The 20,990-nt window shown below is 38.9% G+C and carries 15 protein-coding genes; 11 read left to right on the forward strand and 4 right to left on the reverse strand.

Annotated features, from left to right (window positions below; translation table 11 throughout):
- Positions 1 to 4 precede the first annotated feature (4 nt).
- Entirely contained in the window at positions 5 to 811 is an 807-nt protein-coding gene (dapF, locus tag ACYVHJ_RS09225) for a diaminopimelate epimerase (protein WP_460514237.1), read from the reverse strand.
- A gap of 359 nt (positions 812 to 1,170) precedes the next feature.
- On the opposite strand from dapF, the gene ACYVHJ_RS09230 reads away from it, so the two are divergent.
- Both ACYVHJ_RS09230 and ACYVHJ_RS09235 read left to right on the forward strand, forming a co-directional pair.
- Positions 1,171 to 2,160, forward strand: a complete 990-nt coding sequence (locus tag ACYVHJ_RS09230) for a 2-hydroxyacid dehydrogenase (RefSeq protein WP_460514238.1) — start codon at positions 1,171 to 1,173, stop codon at positions 2,158 to 2,160.
- Between the two features lie 146 nt (positions 2,161 to 2,306).
- Positions 2,307 to 3,479 carry a Rossmann-fold NAD(P)-binding domain-containing protein gene (locus ACYVHJ_RS09235; protein WP_460514239.1) on the forward strand — a complete coding sequence of 391 codons (1,173 nt, stop codon included), beginning with the start codon at positions 2,307 to 2,309 and terminating at the stop codon, positions 3,477 to 3,479.
- A 56-nt stretch (positions 3,480 to 3,535) separates the two neighbouring features.
- Here ACYVHJ_RS09235 and ACYVHJ_RS09240 read toward each other — a convergent pair whose 3' ends face one another.
- The gene (locus ACYVHJ_RS09240) at positions 3,536 to 6,970 is read right to left on the reverse strand and encodes a ThuA domain-containing protein (protein ID WP_460514240.1); all 3,435 of its coding nucleotides are present in this window, start codon (positions 6,968 to 6,970) and stop codon (positions 3,536 to 3,538) included.
- A gap of 126 nt (positions 6,971 to 7,096) precedes the next feature.
- Complete coding sequence (locus ACYVHJ_RS09245) at positions 7,097 to 7,966, reverse strand: UbiA family prenyltransferase (RefSeq protein ID WP_460514241.1); 870 nt, start codon at positions 7,964 to 7,966, stop codon at positions 7,097 to 7,099.
- An 86-nt stretch (positions 7,967 to 8,052) separates the two neighbouring features.
- Here ACYVHJ_RS09245 and ACYVHJ_RS09250 point away from each other — a divergent pair, with 86 nt between their 5' ends.
- Genes ACYVHJ_RS09250 through ACYVHJ_RS09260 form a run of 3 tightly spaced genes read left to right on the forward strand, consistent with a single transcriptional unit; the run spans position 8,053 to position 10,748 of the window.
- The gene (locus ACYVHJ_RS09250; protein ID WP_460514242.1) at positions 8,053 to 9,132 is read left to right on the forward strand and encodes a type III polyketide synthase; all 1,080 of its coding nucleotides are present in this window, start codon (positions 8,053 to 8,055) and stop codon (positions 9,130 to 9,132) included.
- On the forward strand, positions 9,129 to 9,836 hold the full coding sequence (locus ACYVHJ_RS09255; protein ID WP_460514243.1) for a class I SAM-dependent methyltransferase: 708 nt from the start codon (positions 9,129 to 9,131) through the stop codon (positions 9,834 to 9,836). Before ACYVHJ_RS09250 ends, ACYVHJ_RS09255 begins: the two co-directional genes overlap by 4 nt.
- A 48-nt stretch (positions 9,837 to 9,884) precedes the next feature.
- Complete coding sequence (locus ACYVHJ_RS09260; protein WP_460514244.1) at positions 9,885 to 10,748, forward strand: mechanosensitive ion channel family protein; 864 nt, start codon at positions 9,885 to 9,887, stop codon at positions 10,746 to 10,748.
- Positions 10,749 to 10,878: 130 nt separating this feature from the next.
- Here the strand turns inward: ACYVHJ_RS09260 and ACYVHJ_RS09265 are convergent, their stop codons facing one another.
- Positions 10,879 to 11,679, reverse strand: coding sequence for a hypothetical protein (locus tag ACYVHJ_RS09265; protein WP_460514245.1), 801 nt, complete (start codon positions 11,677 to 11,679; stop codon positions 10,879 to 10,881).
- 540 nt (positions 11,680 to 12,219) lie between these two features.
- Here ACYVHJ_RS09265 and ACYVHJ_RS09270 point away from each other — a divergent pair.
- The 6 genes from ACYVHJ_RS09270 (at position 12,220) to ACYVHJ_RS09295 (ending at position 20,958) form a co-directional block, all read left to right on the forward strand.
- Positions 12,220 to 14,601, forward strand: a complete 2,382-nt coding sequence (locus ACYVHJ_RS09270; protein ID WP_460514246.1) for a TonB-dependent siderophore receptor — start codon at positions 12,220 to 12,222, stop codon at positions 14,599 to 14,601.
- Complete coding sequence (locus tag ACYVHJ_RS09275; RefSeq protein WP_460514247.1) at positions 14,601 to 15,725, forward strand: PepSY-associated TM helix domain-containing protein; 1,125 nt, start codon at positions 14,601 to 14,603, stop codon at positions 15,723 to 15,725. The genes ACYVHJ_RS09270 and ACYVHJ_RS09275 overlap by 1 nt, the downstream gene beginning before the upstream one ends.
- A gap of 405 nt (positions 15,726 to 16,130) precedes the next feature.
- Positions 16,131 to 18,503 carry a TonB-dependent receptor gene (locus ACYVHJ_RS09280; RefSeq protein ID WP_460514248.1) on the forward strand — a complete coding sequence of 791 codons (2,373 nt, stop codon included), beginning with the start codon at positions 16,131 to 16,133 and terminating at the stop codon, positions 18,501 to 18,503.
- Between the two features lie 14 nt (positions 18,504 to 18,517).
- Complete coding sequence (locus ACYVHJ_RS09285) at positions 18,518 to 19,750, forward strand: DUF4374 domain-containing protein (protein ID WP_460514249.1); 1,233 nt, start codon at positions 18,518 to 18,520, stop codon at positions 19,748 to 19,750.
- Between the two features lie 178 nt (positions 19,751 to 19,928).
- Complete coding sequence (locus ACYVHJ_RS09290) at positions 19,929 to 20,258, forward strand: DUF6686 family protein (protein ID WP_460514250.1); 330 nt, start codon at positions 19,929 to 19,931, stop codon at positions 20,256 to 20,258.
- Between the two features lie 10 nt (positions 20,259 to 20,268).
- Positions 20,269 to 20,958 carry a hypothetical protein gene (locus ACYVHJ_RS09295; RefSeq protein WP_460514251.1) on the forward strand — a complete coding sequence of 230 codons (690 nt, stop codon included), beginning with the start codon at positions 20,269 to 20,271 and terminating at the stop codon, positions 20,956 to 20,958.
- Positions 20,959 to 20,990 lie beyond the last annotated feature (32 nt).

The following is a 20,990-nucleotide window of genomic DNA, read 5'->3' on the forward strand; positions in this document are numbered from 1 at the left end:
CTATTTAATTGTATTCATTAATGGCGTCTGATGGAATATCTACGCTGATGGTACCACTGAAAACCTGATCGGCAGGTCCGGTCAATACAATCTTTTCGAAATTTCCATCGATATTTATCTCAAAACTAACCTGAAGATTACCTCCGGGAGTTTGAATATTTACATTGTTCTTCTCTTTTTGCTCTCCATATAATAGTGCGCAAGCTGTTACACCTGTTCCGCAGGAAAGTGTCTCATCTTCAACCCCTCTTTCGTAGGTTCTAACTTGAATCGTATCAGGGGAAAGAATGGAAATAAAATTCACATTGGTACCCTCAGGATATCTTTGCTTGTCTCTTCGGATTGATCTTCCTGTACCAACAACGTCAAATTCATTCACGTCATCAACAAAGCGCATGTGATGTGGAGACCCTGTATTGGCAAAGTAATCTTGATCCACACTTTGGACTTCCTTCACATCACCCATCCTTAAAGCAATGCTATTACCCGAAATAGTGGCGGTATGTACTCCATCAATGGCTAAGAATGTAGTGTTTTGTCCAATTATTCGTAAAAATTTGGCAAAAGCGACCGCACACCTGGCTCCATTGCCACACATGCTTTGAGATCCATCTGCATTGTAATAACACATTTCGAAATCATAATCTGCATGGGACTGGATAAGTATAAGCCCATCAGCTCCGATTCCAAACTTTCTATGACAAAGTTGCTGAATATAAGGTATTGGATCAGGGCCAAAAGAAAATGTCCTTCCATCGATCATGATGAAATCATTGCCCGTACCCTGATACTTATAGAAGTTAATATCCATTTGATTTATAATAAGTTACCTTCCAATTTGATTGAAGAATATAGACCATAAAGATCTATCAATCCCTCCAAATGCCCACAATAATCCAACCAATGGAAGATTGAATTACAAAAATAAACAACTTGGCCGAATTTACGGGCTTATATTCAATTAACTACAGGATTTCCTGTCAAGACTGACAAAACGACTTATAAAAGGTATGGCAAGGAAAGATCAATCGCTGCTATTTCAAGAGTAAGAACTAATAAATTGCTAAAAAGAAAAAGAAGTCTCTTTCATAAATTAACTTTAACCCGTCAGCTTTGTTAAATTAGTGTTGCAATTGAGCTAAATTGAAACTGAGACCTTAAATAAACAATATGAAAATTGCCGTATTTAGTACCAAACCTTACGATCAGGAATATTTTGAAAAATACAGCAGCAATAATGAGTACACTTTCGCCTTTTTTGAAACGGCCTTGAACAAGACAACGGCCAATTTATCTGCCGGATTTGATATTATCTGTGCCTTTGTCAATGATAAGGTAGACAAGGATACTATTGAAGTGCTTGCCAAAAACGGAATCCGTTTGATTGCAATGAGATGTGCCGGGTTCAATAATGTAGACATTCAATCTGCAAAGGAGCACCAGATAAAAGTAGTAAGGGTTCCGGCCTATTCACCGGAGGCAGTGGCCGAACATTCTGTTGCATTGATAATGACTTTGAATAGAAAAACCCATAAAGCATACAATAGGGTGCGGGAGGGAAATTTTTCTCTAAAGAATTTAATTGGTTTCAACCTTCATGGGAAGGTGGTAGGCGTTATTGGTACCGGACAAATTGGAATTGCATTTTGTAAGATCATGAAAGGTTTCGGTTGCAGGCTTTTGGCTTACGATATTGCGAAAGCCGAAGCCCTAGTAGAAATGGGCGTTGAATATTTGCCCATGGAAGAGGTTTTTCAGCAGGCTGATATAATTTCTCTACACTGTCCATTGAACCAGTCCACCAAACATATGGTCAATAAGGCTTCACTGGAACAAATGAAAGCAGGAGTAATGATCATCAATACTAGTCGTGGAGCTTTAATTAATACTGCGGATGCCATAGAAGGGCTGACTCAGAAAAAAATTGGGTATTTGGGCATAGATGTGTATGAACAAGAAGAAAATTTGTTTTTTGAAGACCTCTCCGAAAGCATAATAGAAGATGATGATATCTTAAGGTTAAATAGTTTTCCTAATGTTCTTATCACTTCGCACCAAGCCTATTTTACAAAAGAAGCGATGGATCAAATAACTGTAATAACCCTAAATAATATCCACGCATTTGAAAATAATGAGCCCTTAGCAAACGAAATTATTTGATCTTATAGTATTGCCAGACTTGGAATAGACCTAAGCAAAGCTTTTGTCATAAGGTAAACATCTTGCCAATTTATGGGTTGACTTGTTTAACAAAATTGATTCAAAGGGTTTTCCTGAAATTAACCTAAGGGAAATAATAATAATTGATGAAAGTAGATTACGACTATATCATTGCAGGCTCAGGCTTGGCCGGGCTAAGCTTATTGTATCGGTTGTTATTGGATAAGGACCTACAAAAGAAAACCATCTTGGTGGTTGATAAGGTTAAAAAATCGGACAATGACAGAACTTGGTGCTATTGGGAAGAAGGTGAAAGTATCTTTGAGGGCATTGTTCGCCATAAATGGGCAACCTTACAGTTTTTTTCTCCGGAGGTAGCCAAGACTTTTACGCTAAAAAAATACAGGTACAAAATGATCCAAGCAGGTGATTTTTATCGGCTTGTTATGGAATATGCGGCTACATTTGAAAATGTTACTTTTAAGAGGGAAGCCATTCTAGACATGAATGAAAAGGATGGCCAGTCAATACTGATAACAGAAAATAAGCAATATACGGGAAGGTATATTTTTAATTCTACGACCTTATTTCTTCCCGAGATGAACACCCAAAACACCTTATTGCAACATTTTATGGGTTGGTTTATCAAGGCGGACTCTCCTGTTTTTGATGAAAAAATTGGGACTTTAATGGATTTCAGGTTGGAACAGCAGCATGGCGTTACTTTTATGTATGTATTACCCACAAGTTCCACTGAAGCCTTGATTGAGTTTACTCTTTTTAGTGAAAGCACCTTGGAAAAGGAAGCCTACAATTTTACCCTTAAAGACTATATTTCAAGTGAGTTGGGTATCAAAAATTATAAAATTCTGCACAAAGAATTTGGGGTGATTCCGATGTCCTTGGCCCAATTCTCAAAAACAATCAAAAACAGTGAGAGAATTGTCAATATTGGAACTGCCGGAGGTTTTACCAAAGCCAGTACCGGATATACCTTTCAATTTGTGCAAAAGAATGTGTCCCAGATAGTGGAGCGTTTGAAATTTCAAAAGCCTCCGGTTGTGGATGATAGCTGGAAAAGTAAAAAATACGCTTGGTATGATAGAACTTTGTTGGATGTTTTGCTTTCAAAAAAGGTGACCGGTAGGTATATTTTTGAAAGTTTATTCCGGAAGAATTCGCCGGAGAAAATTCTATCATTCCTCGACAATGACAGTAATTTTTGGGAGGAATTCAAAATAAGGAACAGTGTACCCTTATTGCCTTTTATGTTTTCCGGGATAAAGCAATTGTTATTGAAAAAGGAAACGAAAGATTAAGACAAAAAAAGGCCTGTAAATATTGAATTTACAGGCCCTTTTAGAGAAACTAGGATTTATTTGCTGACCATTTCCATTGATAGAATGGCCATATTTACTGTTTCGTTTTCATTCAAAGCTTCTGTAACGATGTATAGATCTTGAAAATCTTCTTTTACATTATCATTAAATTTTAAAACAACTTTTTGGGTATTTGCGCCATCTTCTCCACTTTTCCTTACCACCATTTGGCCAATAACTTCTCCTTCTGATCCACCGGATCGGGCTTCAATCTGGTAACCATAATCCAAAGGCCGTTGAGCGCTTACCGTAAAGTTTATGCCTTCCAACCCTGTAAGATCAATGTTTTGAAGCATAAAATAGCCTTTGCCTAATGGAGAGGTGATGATCTGTTGACCATTTATCTCCATAGAATTATAAGCATAGGTGGCATCAAGCTCTCCTAAGTTGATGCTATTGTTGCGAAGGAAAACTGTTTTCGAAGTACTAAGTGGTTTGATATTGTTTCCTCCCTTATCGGTAAAACTTGCATTCAGTAACATCACTCCATTATTGGCAAGTTTTTTACCCTGAAGTGGATCCAGTTCACCCTTTGCAGGAAGGCTAGGTTCCTGATCATCCTTGCCATCTAAAGAAAGAACAAAAGCAACGATTTTTCTTGCATCTCCTTCTTTCAATGTTGGATTGGCCGGCATCATCGTTTCTCCCCAGACACCTGATCCACCTTTGATGATTTTGTTAATCAACTTGTCTACCGCTTCCGGTGAATCCGCATATTTTTTGGCCACATCGGTATAACCTGGCCCTACGGATTTACCATCAATTTGGTGACAACTTTTACATGTCAAAGACTCCATCAAACTTTTACCGGCCATGGCTTCAGACATGACTTGGTGACCCAAGGCTGCTTCCGCTTTATCAAAACCTTCGATATAATCGGCAGAGAGGTAAAGTGATGAAAGGTCCTCACCTACGGTAGGATCGTCCGGATCAGTGACTGTGACTTCATAATTTACTTTTTGGTTGGGGAAGTAAAAGCTTCCATTTCCTTCGAAAGTAACATTAATGCTAGGAGCAATATTTCCAGCATAAACATTGACAACATTGCTTTTTGCGGTCTTGTTTTCACTGTCTTTTACCGTTACTGAAATATCATAATCGCCTTGTTTTTCATAAGTGTAGGATATTTCTGCTGCTGTGGTCTCTTTTGTCTCGCCATTTCCTAAATCCCAAGTATAGCTTAAGGCATCATTTTCAGGATCAGTTGCTGCAACCTTAACGGTTACATCTAAAGGTAAACTACCGGAGGTTTTGTCTGCAGTAATTGATGCAATAACCGGTGTCCGGTTACCTGCATTGTATTCGATTACGGAAAGGGCTGCATCTGCATTTGCACTGAACCAGCCTTTTCCATATTCAAGGAGGTAGAGTTTACCATTTGGTCCCAGTTCCATGTCAATCAAAGCATTGTGTCTAACATCCTCCATAAAAGGTTCCATTTTTAGGTAATCCCCATTTTCATCCATGGTTACTACCTTTATCCAACCCCTAATCCAGTCGTAGATAAACAGTTTGCCATCATAATATTCCGGTAATCCACCTCCATTAGGGAATAAGTCAGAATAATATACAGGACCTGCCATGGCATTTCTTCCACCTGTTCCTACTTCAGGAAAGGCTTCTGATTCTACATATGGATAATAAATGAATGCGGGCTGAGCAGGAGGTAACTCCTTAATTCCGGTATTGTTCCTGGAGTTATTGACAGGTTTGTTGGGGTCAAACTCTTTACCTGTTTCTCCGGTATCAAAATTAAAGGCATTGTAAGGGTAATTGTTACCTACAAAGAAAGGCCAGCCAAAATAACCTGCTTCTTTAGCCTGGTTAACTTCATCATATCCTCGGGATCCTCTTTCTCCAAACTTGTCTTCTCGCGCATCAGGACCTACTTCACCCCAGTACAAAAAGCCTGTTTTCTTATCAACTGAAATTCGGTAGGGGTTTCGATTCCCTTGAACATATATTTCAGGTCTGGTTTTTTCTGTTCCTTCAGGATAAAGATTCCCTTCAGGAATGCTGTAAGAACCATCTTCATTTACTTTTATTCTAAGGATCTTTCCTCTCAAATCATTGGAGTTTCCTGAAGATCTTGCCGCATCATATTGCTCAAAACCCGGTCTATCATCCAAAGGACCATAGCCTTGTAGGGTGTATTTTTGATCCGGTTGATTAAATGGTGTGGAATTATCTCCTGCTGAAACGTATAGCAAACCATTACCGTCAAATGCAATTGACCCACCTGTGTGGCAGCAAATACCTCGCTGAGAATAAAACTGTAGGATTACTTGTTCAGAATCCATGTCCCAGGTATCATTCTCAAACTTAAACCTTGAAAGTCGGTTTACCGATTCTTCTGTTGGACTATAAAAAACATATATCCAATGATTATTTTCAAAGTCAGGATCAACCTGGATACCCATTAGCCCTTCTTCTGCATTGACCTTAGGTACATCCGTTTTCCAATATACATCTAAGTGGGCAACCTTATTAGCTTCATTGCTGCCATTTTTGTAAAGCAAAACTTCTCCCCTTCTTTGGGAAACCAAAATATCTAAATTTGGTAAAATAGCCATTTCGGTAGGTTCTTTGAACTGGCCCATTACCAAGTTTACTTTCTCAAAACGGTCCGCATCGGGAACAGGTTTGCTGGTAGCATTGGCATAATTTAATTTTTTATTCTCCCCAATGGCATACTTAATTCCCTCCAAAAGGTGCTTTAAAAAGAGTTCTTCCTTATAAGATCCTCGGGTATGGCCTCCTCCGGTGTAAAATGCCCGACCACCATCATATTCCTGGTACCAGGCGATAGGGTGATCGCCCATATCTGCTCCTCCTTGGTAACTGTCTTCATCCAAAGAGATCAAAACGTTCACATCCGGATTGAAATTTTTGTAGCTGTACCACTCATCTGTTCTCGTCCATGTTTCAGGAAGAAAAGAAGTGGTGTTATTGTTTTTGTCAATAATTGTTAGCTCTCCCTCCTGCACATTGGGATGAGGGTCGTTGATTCCGGGATGATCTGTAAAATAGCCGCCTACCATTTTACCATACCAATCCCAGCTGTATTCAGTATCTGCAGCGGAATGTACGCCTACAAAACCACCACCTGCTTGGATGTACCGTTCAAATTCCGCCTGCTGGGCATTATTAAGGACATCGCCTGTGGTATTGAGGAAAATTACAGAACTGTATTCCTTTAAAATTTCTTCGGTAAACATCTTCGCATTGGTAGTGGTGTCTACCACAATGCCGTTTTGTTTTCCTAAATCAATAATTGCTTGATTTCCATCCGGTATGGATTCATGGTAAAATCCATTGGTTTTTGAAAAAACGAGTACTTTTGGTTCTCCGGGTCTACTGGTACAAGCTCCCAGTAGGAACATTGCAAATATAAGGGCACAAAATCCCTTCATGACACTATTTTTGGACATAGGTTGATTTTTATTTTGCAGCAATATAATGAATATCTTTTTTTGACTAGACCATTAATAGAAATAATAAGGCTTATTGTAATGTTGATAAGAAGTTTTAACCTTTTATTTAACAAATGGGATCACTTATTGGGCAAAAAAATAATAAATAAAGAAAAAGTTTAAGCAGGTGGATGAGACCTTATTCATCCCCATTGCCATGGTATGATTGGTATATAAGTTTTGGTCTTTCTGAACTAGACTGAACCAATACAAGAAATAAACTACCAAAGGTAAGGTAGCGCCAATAAACCAAGGGATCGCCCAGCCATGATCAATGCTCATAAAATACCAAAGGAAGGCCATCCCTGCCACTATAAACCAGATGGATGCAAAATAAAATGTTCCAATTTTCCCTAATTTTAAACTTAAAGTGATGTCTCCTCTTTTAAGGTCTTCTTCATGTTGGTATACTTGGGTAAGAGGATAAGAGCCCAATAACAATAAAGTAGTAAATAGCGCAGGAAATAATAAGTCCGTTTTCAGGAGTAAATCTAGTCCGCTAGCTTCAAAGCCAATCAGGCACATTAGAAAAGTATAGGCCCCCTGAAAAATGCCGGCAGTAAGCCAACTTAAATAAGGGTATTTTTTTAAACGTACAGAAGGATGGCTGTAAGCCATGGAAACCAATCCATAAAGGAGCACCATCAGAAAAAAAGCCATATTGATAAATAGAGCGCCTATTAATGACAATCCAAAGAAGGTAAGGGAAAGGTAATACAGGCCAATGGTTACCTTTTTAGGGTTTTTAAGTCCCCCGATACTTTTTTCATCTTTGTCATAATAACTATTGTAGCCATTGCTGGAAGGGTAAAGAAACAAATGGAGAATAACGCCTACGGCAATGATGTTGTAAATTGATGCATGTGTTGTAAAAGAAAGCCCAAACCAAAATACAGGCATGAGGTAATAAGAAAATGGAATTCGAAGGTGTTCCCAACTGGACTTTTTAAACATAATGGTATTGCGCGGTAACAATTCGCTTTGTCATTGGTTTTTACTTAACTTGAAATGTACATTAAACTAAAGCTAAACTAAAATCAATGAAGAGCCAAATAAAGAGCATTGGGCTTTCGAGTCCCGGCAAACCCATCCAACAAGAATTGATTTGTAGTTTTATGCAAAAAGCACATGACCTGGACGCTCAAGAAAGCAGAAAATTGGCCTATGTATACCGAAAATCAGGCATAGCTCAACGATACAGTGCCTTAGAGGATTTTAGGTTTAGTAGTGCCGAGGATTTTCGGTTTTTTCCAAAAAATAAACTTTTGGAACCATTTCCCACAACGGATTGCCGGATGGAGGTATTTAGGCAGGTGGCCCCTCAATTGGCAAAGGAGGCGATTGAAAAATGCCTAGAGAAAAGCAAGCTTGAACCAAAACAAATCACACATTTAATCTTGATTTCCTGTACCGGAATGTATGCTCCCGGGGTAGAAATGGATATAATTGATAGCATGGGCTTTGCTAGTAATGTAGAGCGGTATGCCATTCATTTTATGGGCTGTTATGCCGCTTTTAATGGGATAAAAATGGCAGACAGAATCTGTAAAAGTGAGCCTTCGGCCAAAGTTTTGGTCTTGAGTGTGGAATTGTGTACCATCCATTTCCAGAAAGAATACAATGAAGACAATATTCTTGCCAATGCACTTTTTGGAGATGGGGCAGCAGCTGTATTAATAGAGCAAAGTGAACAAGGCTTACAGATAGAAGATTACGGATCCAATATTATTCCTGATGGTGCGGACGATATGGCATGGGCCATCGGCAACTTTGGATTTCAGATGAAGCTGAGTAAATACATTCCCGGACTATTAGAGAAAGGGATCAAACAGTTTTCGGAAGGTATGGAGAAAAAATTTGGTTTATCAGGCATTAAACATTTTGCCATCCACCCCGGCGGAAAGCAAATATTGAATAAGGTAGAGGCTGCTTTTGGTATAGAAGAGCGTCAAAACAAACATTCCCACCAAGTTTTAAAGGACTTTGGGAATATGTCTTCTGTCACGATATTGTTTGTCCTTGAAGCGATTTTAAGGGATCCCACTATTCATGGCAAGGTATTGGCAATGGGGTTTGGACCCGGCTTGACCTTGGAAAGCTTATTAATAAGTAAATCATGAGTAAATTCTTGCAAAGAAGTGAAGAGAAAGAATTGATGGATGACCTTGACTGTAGTGGTTGGATGGTAGCCCAAACGCTGAAAGAATTAAGGACAATCAATAAACTTTTGGGAGGCAATGAGGTAACTACTTCAGGGCTTAAACTACTAATGAATTCCTCAAAAAATGATTCATTTACCCTTGCAGATCTGGGTTGTGGGGGTGGAGACATGGCCATCCACATTAAAAAATGGGCAATAAAAAATAGGATAAGTTTAAATATTTTGGGAGTAGATGCCAATCCCAATATCATTGCATTTGCCAGAGAAAGGGTGGAGCAAGAAAATTTGGCCATTGATTTTGTTGAAGCCAACGTTTTTGATCCGGAATTTTTAAAGGATCCGGTAGACATTCAAACCTGTACTTTATTTACCCATCATTTTACTTCTGATGAGTTGGTGGAAATTCTTAGAAACCTTAAAAGGCAAACCAAGTTGGGGTTTGTAATTAACGATTTACACCGACATTTTTTGGCTTATTATTCCATTAAGTGGCTTACTCACTTTTTTTCCAAATCAGAAATGGTAAAAAACGATGCGCCTGTTTCAGTACTGAGGTCATTTACAAAAGAGGATTGGGAGGATATATTAAAGGCCTCCGGGATAGATCATTATAAGATTTCATGGCATTGGGCCTTTAGATGGCAAGTTATTTGCTGGGTTTGAGATTATTATTTTGAAATTTTAATAAAATCTTTAAAAATCATTTAAATTATGGAATTTGATACCAATTCTTTGGAAGGGATAACCCAAAGTGCAACACCACTCGTTCTGCTGGCTTTAAAAAGTATATTAATTGCTGTAATTGTTTACCTGGTGGGTAAATGGGTAATTGGTTTGGCGATGAAGGCATTGACAAAAGTTTTTAATAAATCGAATTTAGATGCATCCTTAACCAGTTTTTTGAAAAGCTTTGTAAGGGGCTTGCTTTATGTGTTGCTGATTTTGGCGGTTCTTGCCACCTTGGGCGTTGAGGTCACTGCATTTGTTGCAATACTTGGTGCGGCAGGTTTGGCTGTTGGTTTAGCACTTCAAGGTTCCTTGGCTAATTTTGCAGGTGGGGTTCTAATTTTAGTATTCAAACCCTTTAAAATAGGTGATACGGTAGAGGCACAAGGGACACTTGGTTCAGTAGAAAAAATTGACATTCTCTATACCACCATCAGGCAATTTGATAATAAAGTTGTTACAGTTCCTAATGGTAATTTAGCGAACAATAACATAACTAATTTTTCCGAAAAGCCTACGAGAAGAGTGGAGATGGCCGTTGGAGTAGCATATGGTACAGATTTAAAGTTGACAAGAAAAATTATTCTTGATACCTTAAAGAAGGATGAAAGAATACATGCAGATCCTGCTCCTGCAGTTTATTTTACTAATTTTGGAGACAACTCTTTGGATTTATCTGTGAGATGTTGGTCAGATGCCGGTGACCTATGGCCTGTTTTTTGGGACAATATGGAAAATATTAAAGAGTCTTTAGAAGAGAACAATATTGAAGTTCCCTTTCCTCAACGAGATGTGCATCATTTCTTTCCCGAAGGAAATATTGAATTAAAAAATGTAGAAAAAAAATAAGGAAAAAATGCCGGAGTCTCAGTTACTACCAAGTTTTGAGACTCCGGACAAACCCTACATTAAAAAATAACCAACTATCTACAATCAATCTTCCTCACAACAAAATAAAATACTAAAAGTAAGTAAACAACTATATTGAGCCACATCCACTGGACTCAAAGTTCAGTATGGTGGTTTTATCAGCTTTACTGCTGATTTGTAAACTTCCTTCTATTGGATTAAACGATCCAGACTCAATGCATTCCTGCACATATTTTAATGGTTGAACTATTTCAAAAGTGGTTATGCTGTAATTTTCAGCTTCTAATGAACCACTGCCTTTTAGATAAATTCTGAAACCGTCTTTTTCAGGTGACAACTCCAGCTCTCTGAAATAGTTCTGATTTATAGTAAAAGTCTGGGCTTTTCTATCTACTATTTTAAAATCCTTTATGGAAGAAGAAAATTTTAATTTCCTCTCTTTTGCATCATAGCCTAAGTTTTCTATGTTTTTTGTGCCTTGTAACTTGTATCCATCCACTGAAAAGTCTTCAAAAATAATTTCAAGAAGACTTCCCTTACTTAAAAAGTTAGCTGTGTATTTGACCGTTAATGAACCTTGTTTCTCTAAACCTCCATCGCTAATACAACCAGAACCAAAATCTAATCGTATTTCTCCTTTTTTATCATCTCTAGAAATCACTGTACCCGGACAAGTCATCTCATTTATCAAAGGCAAGAGTCGTTGCTGGCTTAGGTCTTGTTGCAAAGTAGACATTATCATCAAATCCACTTCTTCCATTAAGCCCATCATTCCCGAAATTTCCTCTGAAGAAACTCCTCTATCAACAACTGTCATGTCCTCTTCCAGATCAGCCGAAACGCAAGAGACAGCCGAAATTAGCAAGGCTATTACAAAGGCGTTGATCCAATATTTTTTCGAATTATTCATGACAAATTGAATACTAAATCGTAAACTTAATTGCTTTGTTTCCGAAATGTACTTCTGTAAAATTTTAATTACTAATAAAAAACCAACTTTTTAACTATTATAATTAACAAAGCATATAAATAGTTTTGAAAAGCAAAAAATACTATACAACTGAATTTATTGCTTGTTAATTGTTTTTAGGTTAATGAAAAATGTATTTGAAAACATAAAAGCATGGATTTCCAGATTAAAATGGACATAAAACCTTGATTTAAATGACTTTGCCCTGTTTGTAGAGCAGAATTTTTATTTTATGCTTATTTCTGTTCGCAGTTATAAATTTGGTTAGTATTTCTTTTAAAACTTATTGTTACCTAGCTGTTTAAATTTAATTGTTCTCTTGGGGTTAGCCCCTACCTATAGACTAAAAATAAAAGCGAACATTTGTGCTTGATTTCTCTTTTTTCTTGTATGATGATTCAATCCCTTTTATTTAGATTAATTCCATATAACCTTGTTTAGAATCATTACAGTTAGTAGGTTTGTGAAAATATTTAACTCATGAAACATAACATTTTACTAACGATAGGATTAATATTATTTGTGTCCAATATAGCCTTTGGTCAAAAGGCGAGCATTTATGGGGTAGTCACTACTTCAGACGGACAAGCTCTTGAATATGTTAATGTTGGCATTGTAGGTTTGGCAAAGGGAACCATCACCGAAAGGAACGGCGGGTTTGAAATCGGTAATATCAGCCCTGGTGAATACACTGTATTCGCCTCTTTTATAGGAGCAGAGAGACAAGAACAAACGATTCAATTGGCGGCGGGTGAAAGATTGGCCATGAAGTTTTCTCTTCAGGAATCAGCATCTGATCTGGCAGAGGTTATCGTTACGGATATCGGAACCAACCGTTTGTATGCTGACAGTGTTTTTACCGTTGCAAAATTGCCTTTAACAGACCTTCAAAACCCGCAGGTTTACAATTCCATTTCTTCGCGGCTGCTGAAGGAACAGGTAGTTACCAATATGAATGATGCCCTTAAAAACGCTACCGGTGTGTCCCGACTTTGGCAATCAACCGGTCGGGGAGGAGATGGAGCTGAATATTATTCTATGCGTGGATTTTCTGTGCAACCCACCATGGTCAATGGTATGCCAAGTCTCAATAATGGAGGTCTTGACCCGGCCAATATAGAACGAGTAGATGTAATCAAAGGTCCTTCAGGTACTTTGTTTGGGAGTTCGGTTATCTCATATGGTGGGCTAATAAATATTACCACTAAGCGACCCATGGATAGTTTTAAAGGAGAATTATCTTGGGTTACCGGTAGTTATGGCTTAAATAGGCTTACGGCTGATGTCAATACCCCGCTTAATGAGTTGTCTGCTGTTAGGGTCAATATGGCTTATCAAAATAGCAACACCTTTCAGGATGCCGGTGGCGGAGAATCTTTTTTCATTGCCCCTTCTTTTAAATTCAAAGCTTCTGAAAAGCTTTCCTTTTTGATCACCACGGAATTTTTAAAGACCCAATCTGTAAACGCTCCTATGTTGTTTTTAAACAGGTCTAACCCCATTACCTTTTCAGAGATAGACCTTTTTGATAAAAACTATGATCGATCTTTTACCGGTAATGAATTAGGAATGAACAATACTTCCTATGGATTGCAGGCCCAAGCACTTTATGCAATTACAAATGACTGGACCTCCCAGACTGTCGTTTCTCGAAGTTCAACAAAGACGGATGGTTATTATCATTATTTGTTTGACAATAGTGATGGTGACAGTTTTACCAGATATATTTCAGATCGTAATGGTCAAACCTTGACTACGGACATTCAGCAAAACTTTATTGGTAACCTTGATATTGGATCAGTTCAGAATAATCTAGTTATCGGATTGGATTATTATCATTCTTCATTGATCAATGGAAGTACGGGTTGGGTTGGTAATGGTGTTGTTACCCTTTCGGATGGAAATGATACCGGAGTACTGACCCAGGCAGGAGTGGATGATTTGCTAAAAAATTCCTTTGAAGGGAATAGCACAGGAAACACCCGTATCATGAGCGCTTATGTTTCGGATGTGGCCGAGCTGCACCCCTCTCTTTCGGTAATGGCAAGTATTCGCGTGGATAACTTCAAAAGTGAATCAGGTAATTGGTCAGCAGAAGGAGCCGAATCCCAAACTGCCCTATCACCCAAGTTTGGTATCGTTTACCAACCTTTGGAGGATAAAGTCTCTGTTTTTGCTAATTATATGAATGGTTTTGTGAATGTGGCGCCCAGGTCTGTTGCGGATGCAGACGGAAGCAACCAAAGGTTAAAAACCTTTTCTCCGGAAAATGCCAACCAGATCGAGTTCGGCGTAAAAACCAAGCTCTACAAAGACAAGGTGGCTGCAACGGCCAGTTATTATCATATCGATGTTAAAAATCGATTAATGACAGATCCTAATAATGTCAATAACTCTATTCAAGGTGGTCAAGTGAGGAGTCAAGGGGTTGAATTAAGTGTAATTGCAAGTCCTGTGGAAGGCCTTGATCTTGTGGCAGGTTATAGTAAAAACGATGCAGAGGTAACACAAGATTATGCGGAAAGTGGGTATTTGGGGCTAAGGCCTGAAGAGGCCGGTCCTGAGCAACTTATCAACTTTTGGGCAAGTTATGCTTTTCAATCAGGTGATTTAAAAGGATTTGGTCTTGGTTTTGGTGGCAACGCTGCTAGCGAATACCTGACCATTAACAGGGCAAATATTGGTTCCTTTGCTTTGCCGGCTTATCAAGTTTTCAATGCTGCAATTAACTATACCGGCCCCCAATATTTCGTAGCTTTAAAAGTGAATAACCTTACAGATCAAAAATATTATACAGGCTGGTCTACGGTAACCCCTCAAAACCCAAGAAATGTTTCCTTGAGTTTAAACTATAGGTTTTAATGAAGTTAAAAAAAATTATAGGAAAAATACATCTCTGGCTCGGACTTAGTTCCGGGCTCGTGGTGTTTATAGTGGCTGTTACAGGTTGTATCTATGCTTTTCAGGAAGAGATTCAAGACATGACCCAACCCTACCGGTTTGTGGAGCCGGAAAATGCTCCTGTCCTTCCACCCACCAGCATTTGGGAAAAAGCAGACCAGGCATTTCCGGGCAAACACCTGCACGCAGTGCTGTACCCCAGCCCTGACCGGGCAACACAGGCCATTTACTATAGTTATGAAGAAAATTATTATTATTTCGTTTATGTGAACCCCTACTCCGGGGAAGTATTGAAAATAAAAGATGTTTACGCTGATTTTTTCAGAATTGTATTGGACGGACATTTTTACCTTTGGCTCCCTCCTGAAATAGGACAACCGCTAGTAGCCTCTTTTACCCTGGTATTTCTTATGATGGTTATTTCAGGCCTTATATTATGGTGGCCCAGGAAAAAGAAAAATTTAAGCAAAAGCCTAAAAATAAAATGGAAGGCAAGATGGAGGAGGAAAAACTATGACCTGCACCAAGTGCTGGGATTTTATGTAATGGCCTTTGCCGCCATATTTGCGATTACCGGGCTAGTCTGGGGTTTTGTTTGGTTTCGTGATGCAGTATTTTTTGTAAGTTCCGGAGGGGAAGATTATGTGGAATACTATACGCCACTTTCAGATTCAACGGTCACGTATCAGGAAAATGTTCCGCCATTGGATGCGGTCTGGTTGAAAATGCGAGAAATGTACCCCAAGGCTGAATGGATAGAAGTTCACCCTCCTGAATTTGAACACGCTGCCATAGCTGCCAATGCAAATCCGGATGCATCTACTTATTGGAAAATGGATTACCGCTATTTTGACCAAAATACACTGGAAGAATTACCGGTAGATCATATATATAACCGATTTGATGAGGCTTCCATTGGGGATAAGGTAATGCGCATAAATTACGACCTTCATGTAGGTGCTATTGCCGGTCTTCCCGGCAAAATTTTAGCCTTTTTTCTAAGTGCAATTATTGCCTCATTACCTATTACCGGTTTCTTGATTTGGTGGGGAAGGAAAAATAAAAACAAGCCCGTGAAAGAATGAAATGCCATAACCCGAAGCCCAACCAATAAACCTATGACAAAAGTTTGATGGTATTCAATTAACCTATGAAATAGTGCGTAATTTTTGGTTTGTATTTAGTCAAAATGCTTTAATATATCCTGTTTTATTCCTAGATAAATCCTGATTAATAGCTTGATAATCAATGTAGGACTGCTCTAATTGTTTGATGCTATTAACAGTCAGAACCATGGTCTTTTCAAATTTCAATTTTTGTAAAAAAAAATGAAAATTAATCCCCAAATCATTTGGCAACTTAGTGGACTAGCCTTAGATTTGTTTTAATTTAAAATTAATCTAAATAACAATAGTGATTAAAAAGAAACCTTGCAGCGGCAACTGCAAGGTTTCAGGTAAACTACTTCCTAATTCTCCAATTAAAAAGCAATGCAATATAATAAAATATTGTCACAAATATTTTTGTGTCTTTTTTTAACCCAGATCGGTTATTCACAAGAAGCCGATCAAATAAAAGGCACTGTAACGGACCAAGAGGGTCAGCCAATTCCGGGTGTTTTGGTTCAGGTTTTGGAATTAAAAAAAGGCCTGGTTACGGAAGCTGACGGAAAATTCCGACTACAATTGCCTCCCAACAAGGACTATACCTTGACTTTTTCTTTTTTGGGTTATGCATCCAAACAACAAATCATTTCAAAAGACCAAAGAACCAAGAACCTTACCATTCAATTAACTGAAGCAGCCACAGATCTTCAGGAGTTTACCCTACTAGGTAAGTCAGAACTTAGCGAAATCAGGGAAAAGGCATTTAATGTAGAGGTGGTGGATGCAAGGAAGCTTCACCATACCAATCTGGATCTGGGCCATGCCTTGGACAGGGTTTCAGGAGTTAGGGTTCGAGAAAGTGGAGGTGTAGGCTCCAGAATGAATTTTTCCTTGAATGGATTTTCAGGAAAACAAGTGAAGTTTTTTATTGATGGGATTCCCATGGATGATTTCGGCTCTTCCTTTCAGCTGAACAATATTCCCATCAATCTAGCAGAACGTATCGAAGTATATAAGGGTGTGGTTCCGATAGGTTTGGGGGCAGATGCATTGGGAGGTGCTGTAAATATTGTTACTAAGAAAGTTAGTAAAAACTATGTAGATGCCTCTTACTCTTTTGGTTCTTTCAATACCCACCGGACAGTTATCAACACCGCCTTTGTGGACAAATCAGGTTTTACTGTGCAGGTCAATGCCTTTCAAAATTACTCAGACAATAATTACTGGGTGAATGTGGATGTAGCTGATATAGAAACCGGGAAATATTACCCCAACCAACGTGTACGAAGGTTTCATGACAATTATCACAATGAGACCGTGATTACCCAAGTGGGTGTACAAGGAAAAACCTATGCAGACAAGTTGATGCTCGGCTTAACAGCCGGTAAAAATTACGCTGAAATTCAGACCGGGGCCAGATTAGTATCGGTTTTTGGGGATTGGCATAGAAAAGGAACCATTCTGATGCCTACCCTCAAATACAATAAGGGCGACCTGTTTACCAAAGGCTTGGATGTAAATATAAATGCCAATTATAATTTCGGAACGGAACAGAACATAGATACCGTCAATAGGCGCTACAATTGGTTTCAGCAATATAAAGAATACGAGACCGAAGGCGGCGAACGCTCCTATTCCATGTATAAGTTCAAAAACAATAATGCTGTTTTCACTGCCAATGCACATTACCAATTTGGAGACCTGCATACCATAGCAGTTAGCCATGTGCTCAATAGTTTTAACCGGACAGGCAGTGATGAATTGTACCCTGAAAAAGACATTTATGAGCAACCAAGAAAGACCTCTAAAAACATAACGGGCCTAAGTTATCAACTAAACTGGGAAGAAAAGGGCAGTATTTCGGCTTTCTCTAAAATATACAAGCAAAGCAACTATTTTGCCATGGCTTATAATCCTACAGGTAATTATGGGGATGTAGCCTACCGGAACAACAAAGAAACCTTTACCTATCCGGGTTATGGTGTCACCGGCTCATATTTCCTAACCGGCAATTTTCAGCTCAAGGCTTCCTTTGAAAAAAGCTATCGTTTGCCGGAACCTGAAGAGCTGTTTGGCGATATGGTAAATCTTCAGGGAAATTTAGACTTGAAGCCGGAAAACAGCTACAATTACAATTTAGGTTTGAGTATTTGGAAGCAGTTGCATGCGGATCACCGGCTTGATTTTTCTGCCAATGGATTCTATAGAGATGCCCATGATTTTATCCGGCCAAGGTTAAATAATAACCAAAGCATGCAGGTAATGGATAACCTCTACAATGTGACCAATCTGGGTGTGGAGGGCGAAGTAAGGTACAGCTATAGCAACTTGATCAATGCAGGCACCAATATTACTTATCAAAATCTAAGGAACAATACAAAATATGAAGAGGGCCAGACGGTACCAAGCTTGGTGTACCGAGACCGTGTTCCCAATATGCCATACCTCTTTGGCAATGCAGATATCAATGTTCTCCTATCCAATGCGTTAGGGAAAGGAAATGACTTGGCCTTGGGCTATAATTTGCTTTATGTGCATGCTTTTTACCTGTACTGGCCAAGCTTAGGAGCTGAGAAGTTCGATGTTCCAATGCAACTTTCCCACGATTTAAGTGCCACTTATACCACAGGGTCCAAAGGCAAGCTACAGTTGGTAGCCGAGTGCAGAAACCTATTCGATAAAGTCCTCTACGATAATTTTAGCTTACAAAAACCCGGGAGAAGTTTCTCGGGAAAAATCAGATATTTTATATACTAATTCTTACTAAACATATGAAAACCAACCGTAATTATTTATTAGCCTGCATGATCGCATTGGTCATAAGCTTAATCAGTTGTGAAACCACTCCTACTGCAGAAGAACCCCCGGTAGTTGCCGGAGAAAGTCGTTATATTATCGCCTCTACGCCTATGGCTTCAGATGGAGTTGCGGATTATTTGTTGACTGCAGAAAGCTTAACCGAAGGAACGGTTAGTACACTGGGTAATGGTGTGGAGCAGGACGGAACTTACCGATATTATGTCACTCACAATAACAAGTTCTTTAGTATGCTTTATGGGCAAGGAAACCCCGGAGCGGTGACTACCTATGAGCTTGATGCAAATGGAAGCCTTGTAAAAAAATCTGATTTTCAATCAGAAACGGTACAGGCTTTCGGACCTATGGATGATGATATCGTAATGGTAAAAATTCCTAGAGGTAATGAACCTATGGCCTCTTGGTACAGGCTAGACACCGATCAAGTTCAGATCGTGGATGATGGACAATGGAACCAGGAGGAAATAGCTAACAATGGAGAAAGGGCTTTCTTTTCTTGGGTAACTCAAGTGGGAGACAAGTTATTTGCTCCATATTTTAGTATCAAGGCATGTTGCAACGACACCTTTGGCACCTCCTACCCTGACAGCGCTTATATCGCAGTTTTTGATTATCCAAGCATGGAATTAAACACTGTAATTAAGGACAACAGAACCAGTTTTATTGGACGCTATTTTCTTTCTGGCTTGGAGGTCGATGAAAAAGGAGATGCTTACGCTTTTTCAGGGTCCATCGCTACTTCCAATGGAGAAATGACCAGTACTTTGCCTTCTGCATTTACCAGGATCAAGAATGGGGAATTGGCCTTTGACCAATCATACTATTTCAATGTGGAAGAATTGGCAGATGACTACTATATCACTGCAAAAACCTATGCGGGAAATGGAAAATTTATTTTGACCATGAAGGAGGAAAAAGGAGCTTATTCTACAGGGAACCGCTTCGGAATCGCCGATGTGTATAACAAGACCTTTAAATGGGTAACGGGCGCTCCAACAGAAGAAGAGATAGGCGGGGTAACAATTAATAATTACTCTACCCTAAATGGAAAAGCCTATATCGGAATAACTACAGAAACGGGCAGTTGGGTTTATGAGTTTGACGCAATTTCTGCCACGGCTACTCAAGGTTTAAAAGTGGAAGGGGGAAGAATCACCGCCATTAGCCATTTGGACCCGGCGGAATAATGGAATTAAGTCCTGGGTGGATTGTCCTAATGTCTCGGCCGGCAGATGTGGCAAATAAACCCAGGCCCAATTTAAGTAAGCTGCAATAACCTAATCAAATGAACCTTGGTTGGGTAGGCTATGAAAACTATTAAGCGTATAGAAATAGAGCAATTTTCAATCCCTAAACAACTGTGGAATGTCAACATGTAAAACGGAAGTAATCTATCAAAACCGCGATTTTATATTCACCAAATGTGTGGACTGTTGTAGGATGGGCTTAATGTATCACCAAGTTATGATTGGCTTTGATGAGGTAAATTTTGCAGCCTTTATTAGGTATTTGAAACAGATCGATTTTGACTATTACAAATTTCCCTGCATGGACGGTATCGATAGGGTAATTATTGAAACCTACCATCAAGACATTCAATTTTCATTTTCAGAAGAAGAGTTCTATCATTTAAGAGCATGTGTCATAGAGGCCAATGAGCAACTTGAATTGATAGAAATGATTCGAAAGCTTTAATAAAATAAATATGAAAAATACATCTATAAAATCATTGGTTTTGAGTTTGTTGTTTGGACTGCTGGCTAGCAGCCTTCATGCACATGCATTGTGGATCCATACATCTGCCACTACAGCGTTGGGAAAAACACATGCCTTTAAGGTTTATTATGCAGACTATCATGAAAATGCCATCGAAGATGTAGCAGATTGGTATTCTGATGTGGAGGATTTTGAGATTTGGTTAATCAGTCCTTCCGGTAAGCGAATTAAATTAGACAAAGTAGCTCGAAAAGACCATTTTGAAGGAAACTTTGTAGCAGGAGAAAAAGGTGAATATCAACTGCAGATCAGCCATACCGCAAAAGTGCTTAAAGGAACCACCGCCTATCAATTCAATGCATCTGCTCAAGTTTGGGTGGGAAAAGGCAAAGCCGACCTTACTGAACAAACGGAGCTAATGCTTAGTAGAAATCCTAAATCTTCTAGGTTTAATGTGTCCTATAAAGGAGAGCCTCTTCCAGATGCTACCATCAATATATTGGGGCCTGACAATAACAGTCTAGACTTTATTACAGGCAAAAAAGGAAAAGCCAAGGTAGAAATAAATGGATCAGGTAAATACTTTGCTGAAGTAACAAAGACCGAAAAACTTAAAAAAGATGATCCTTCGGGGCTTAAAGCAATTTGGAGATGTGCAACTCAGGTGGTTGAGAGGTAAGGTTTTCCAATAAGAAAAGTGGGTATTTTTTT

This window comes from Cyclobacterium sediminis (assembly GCF_054781075.1).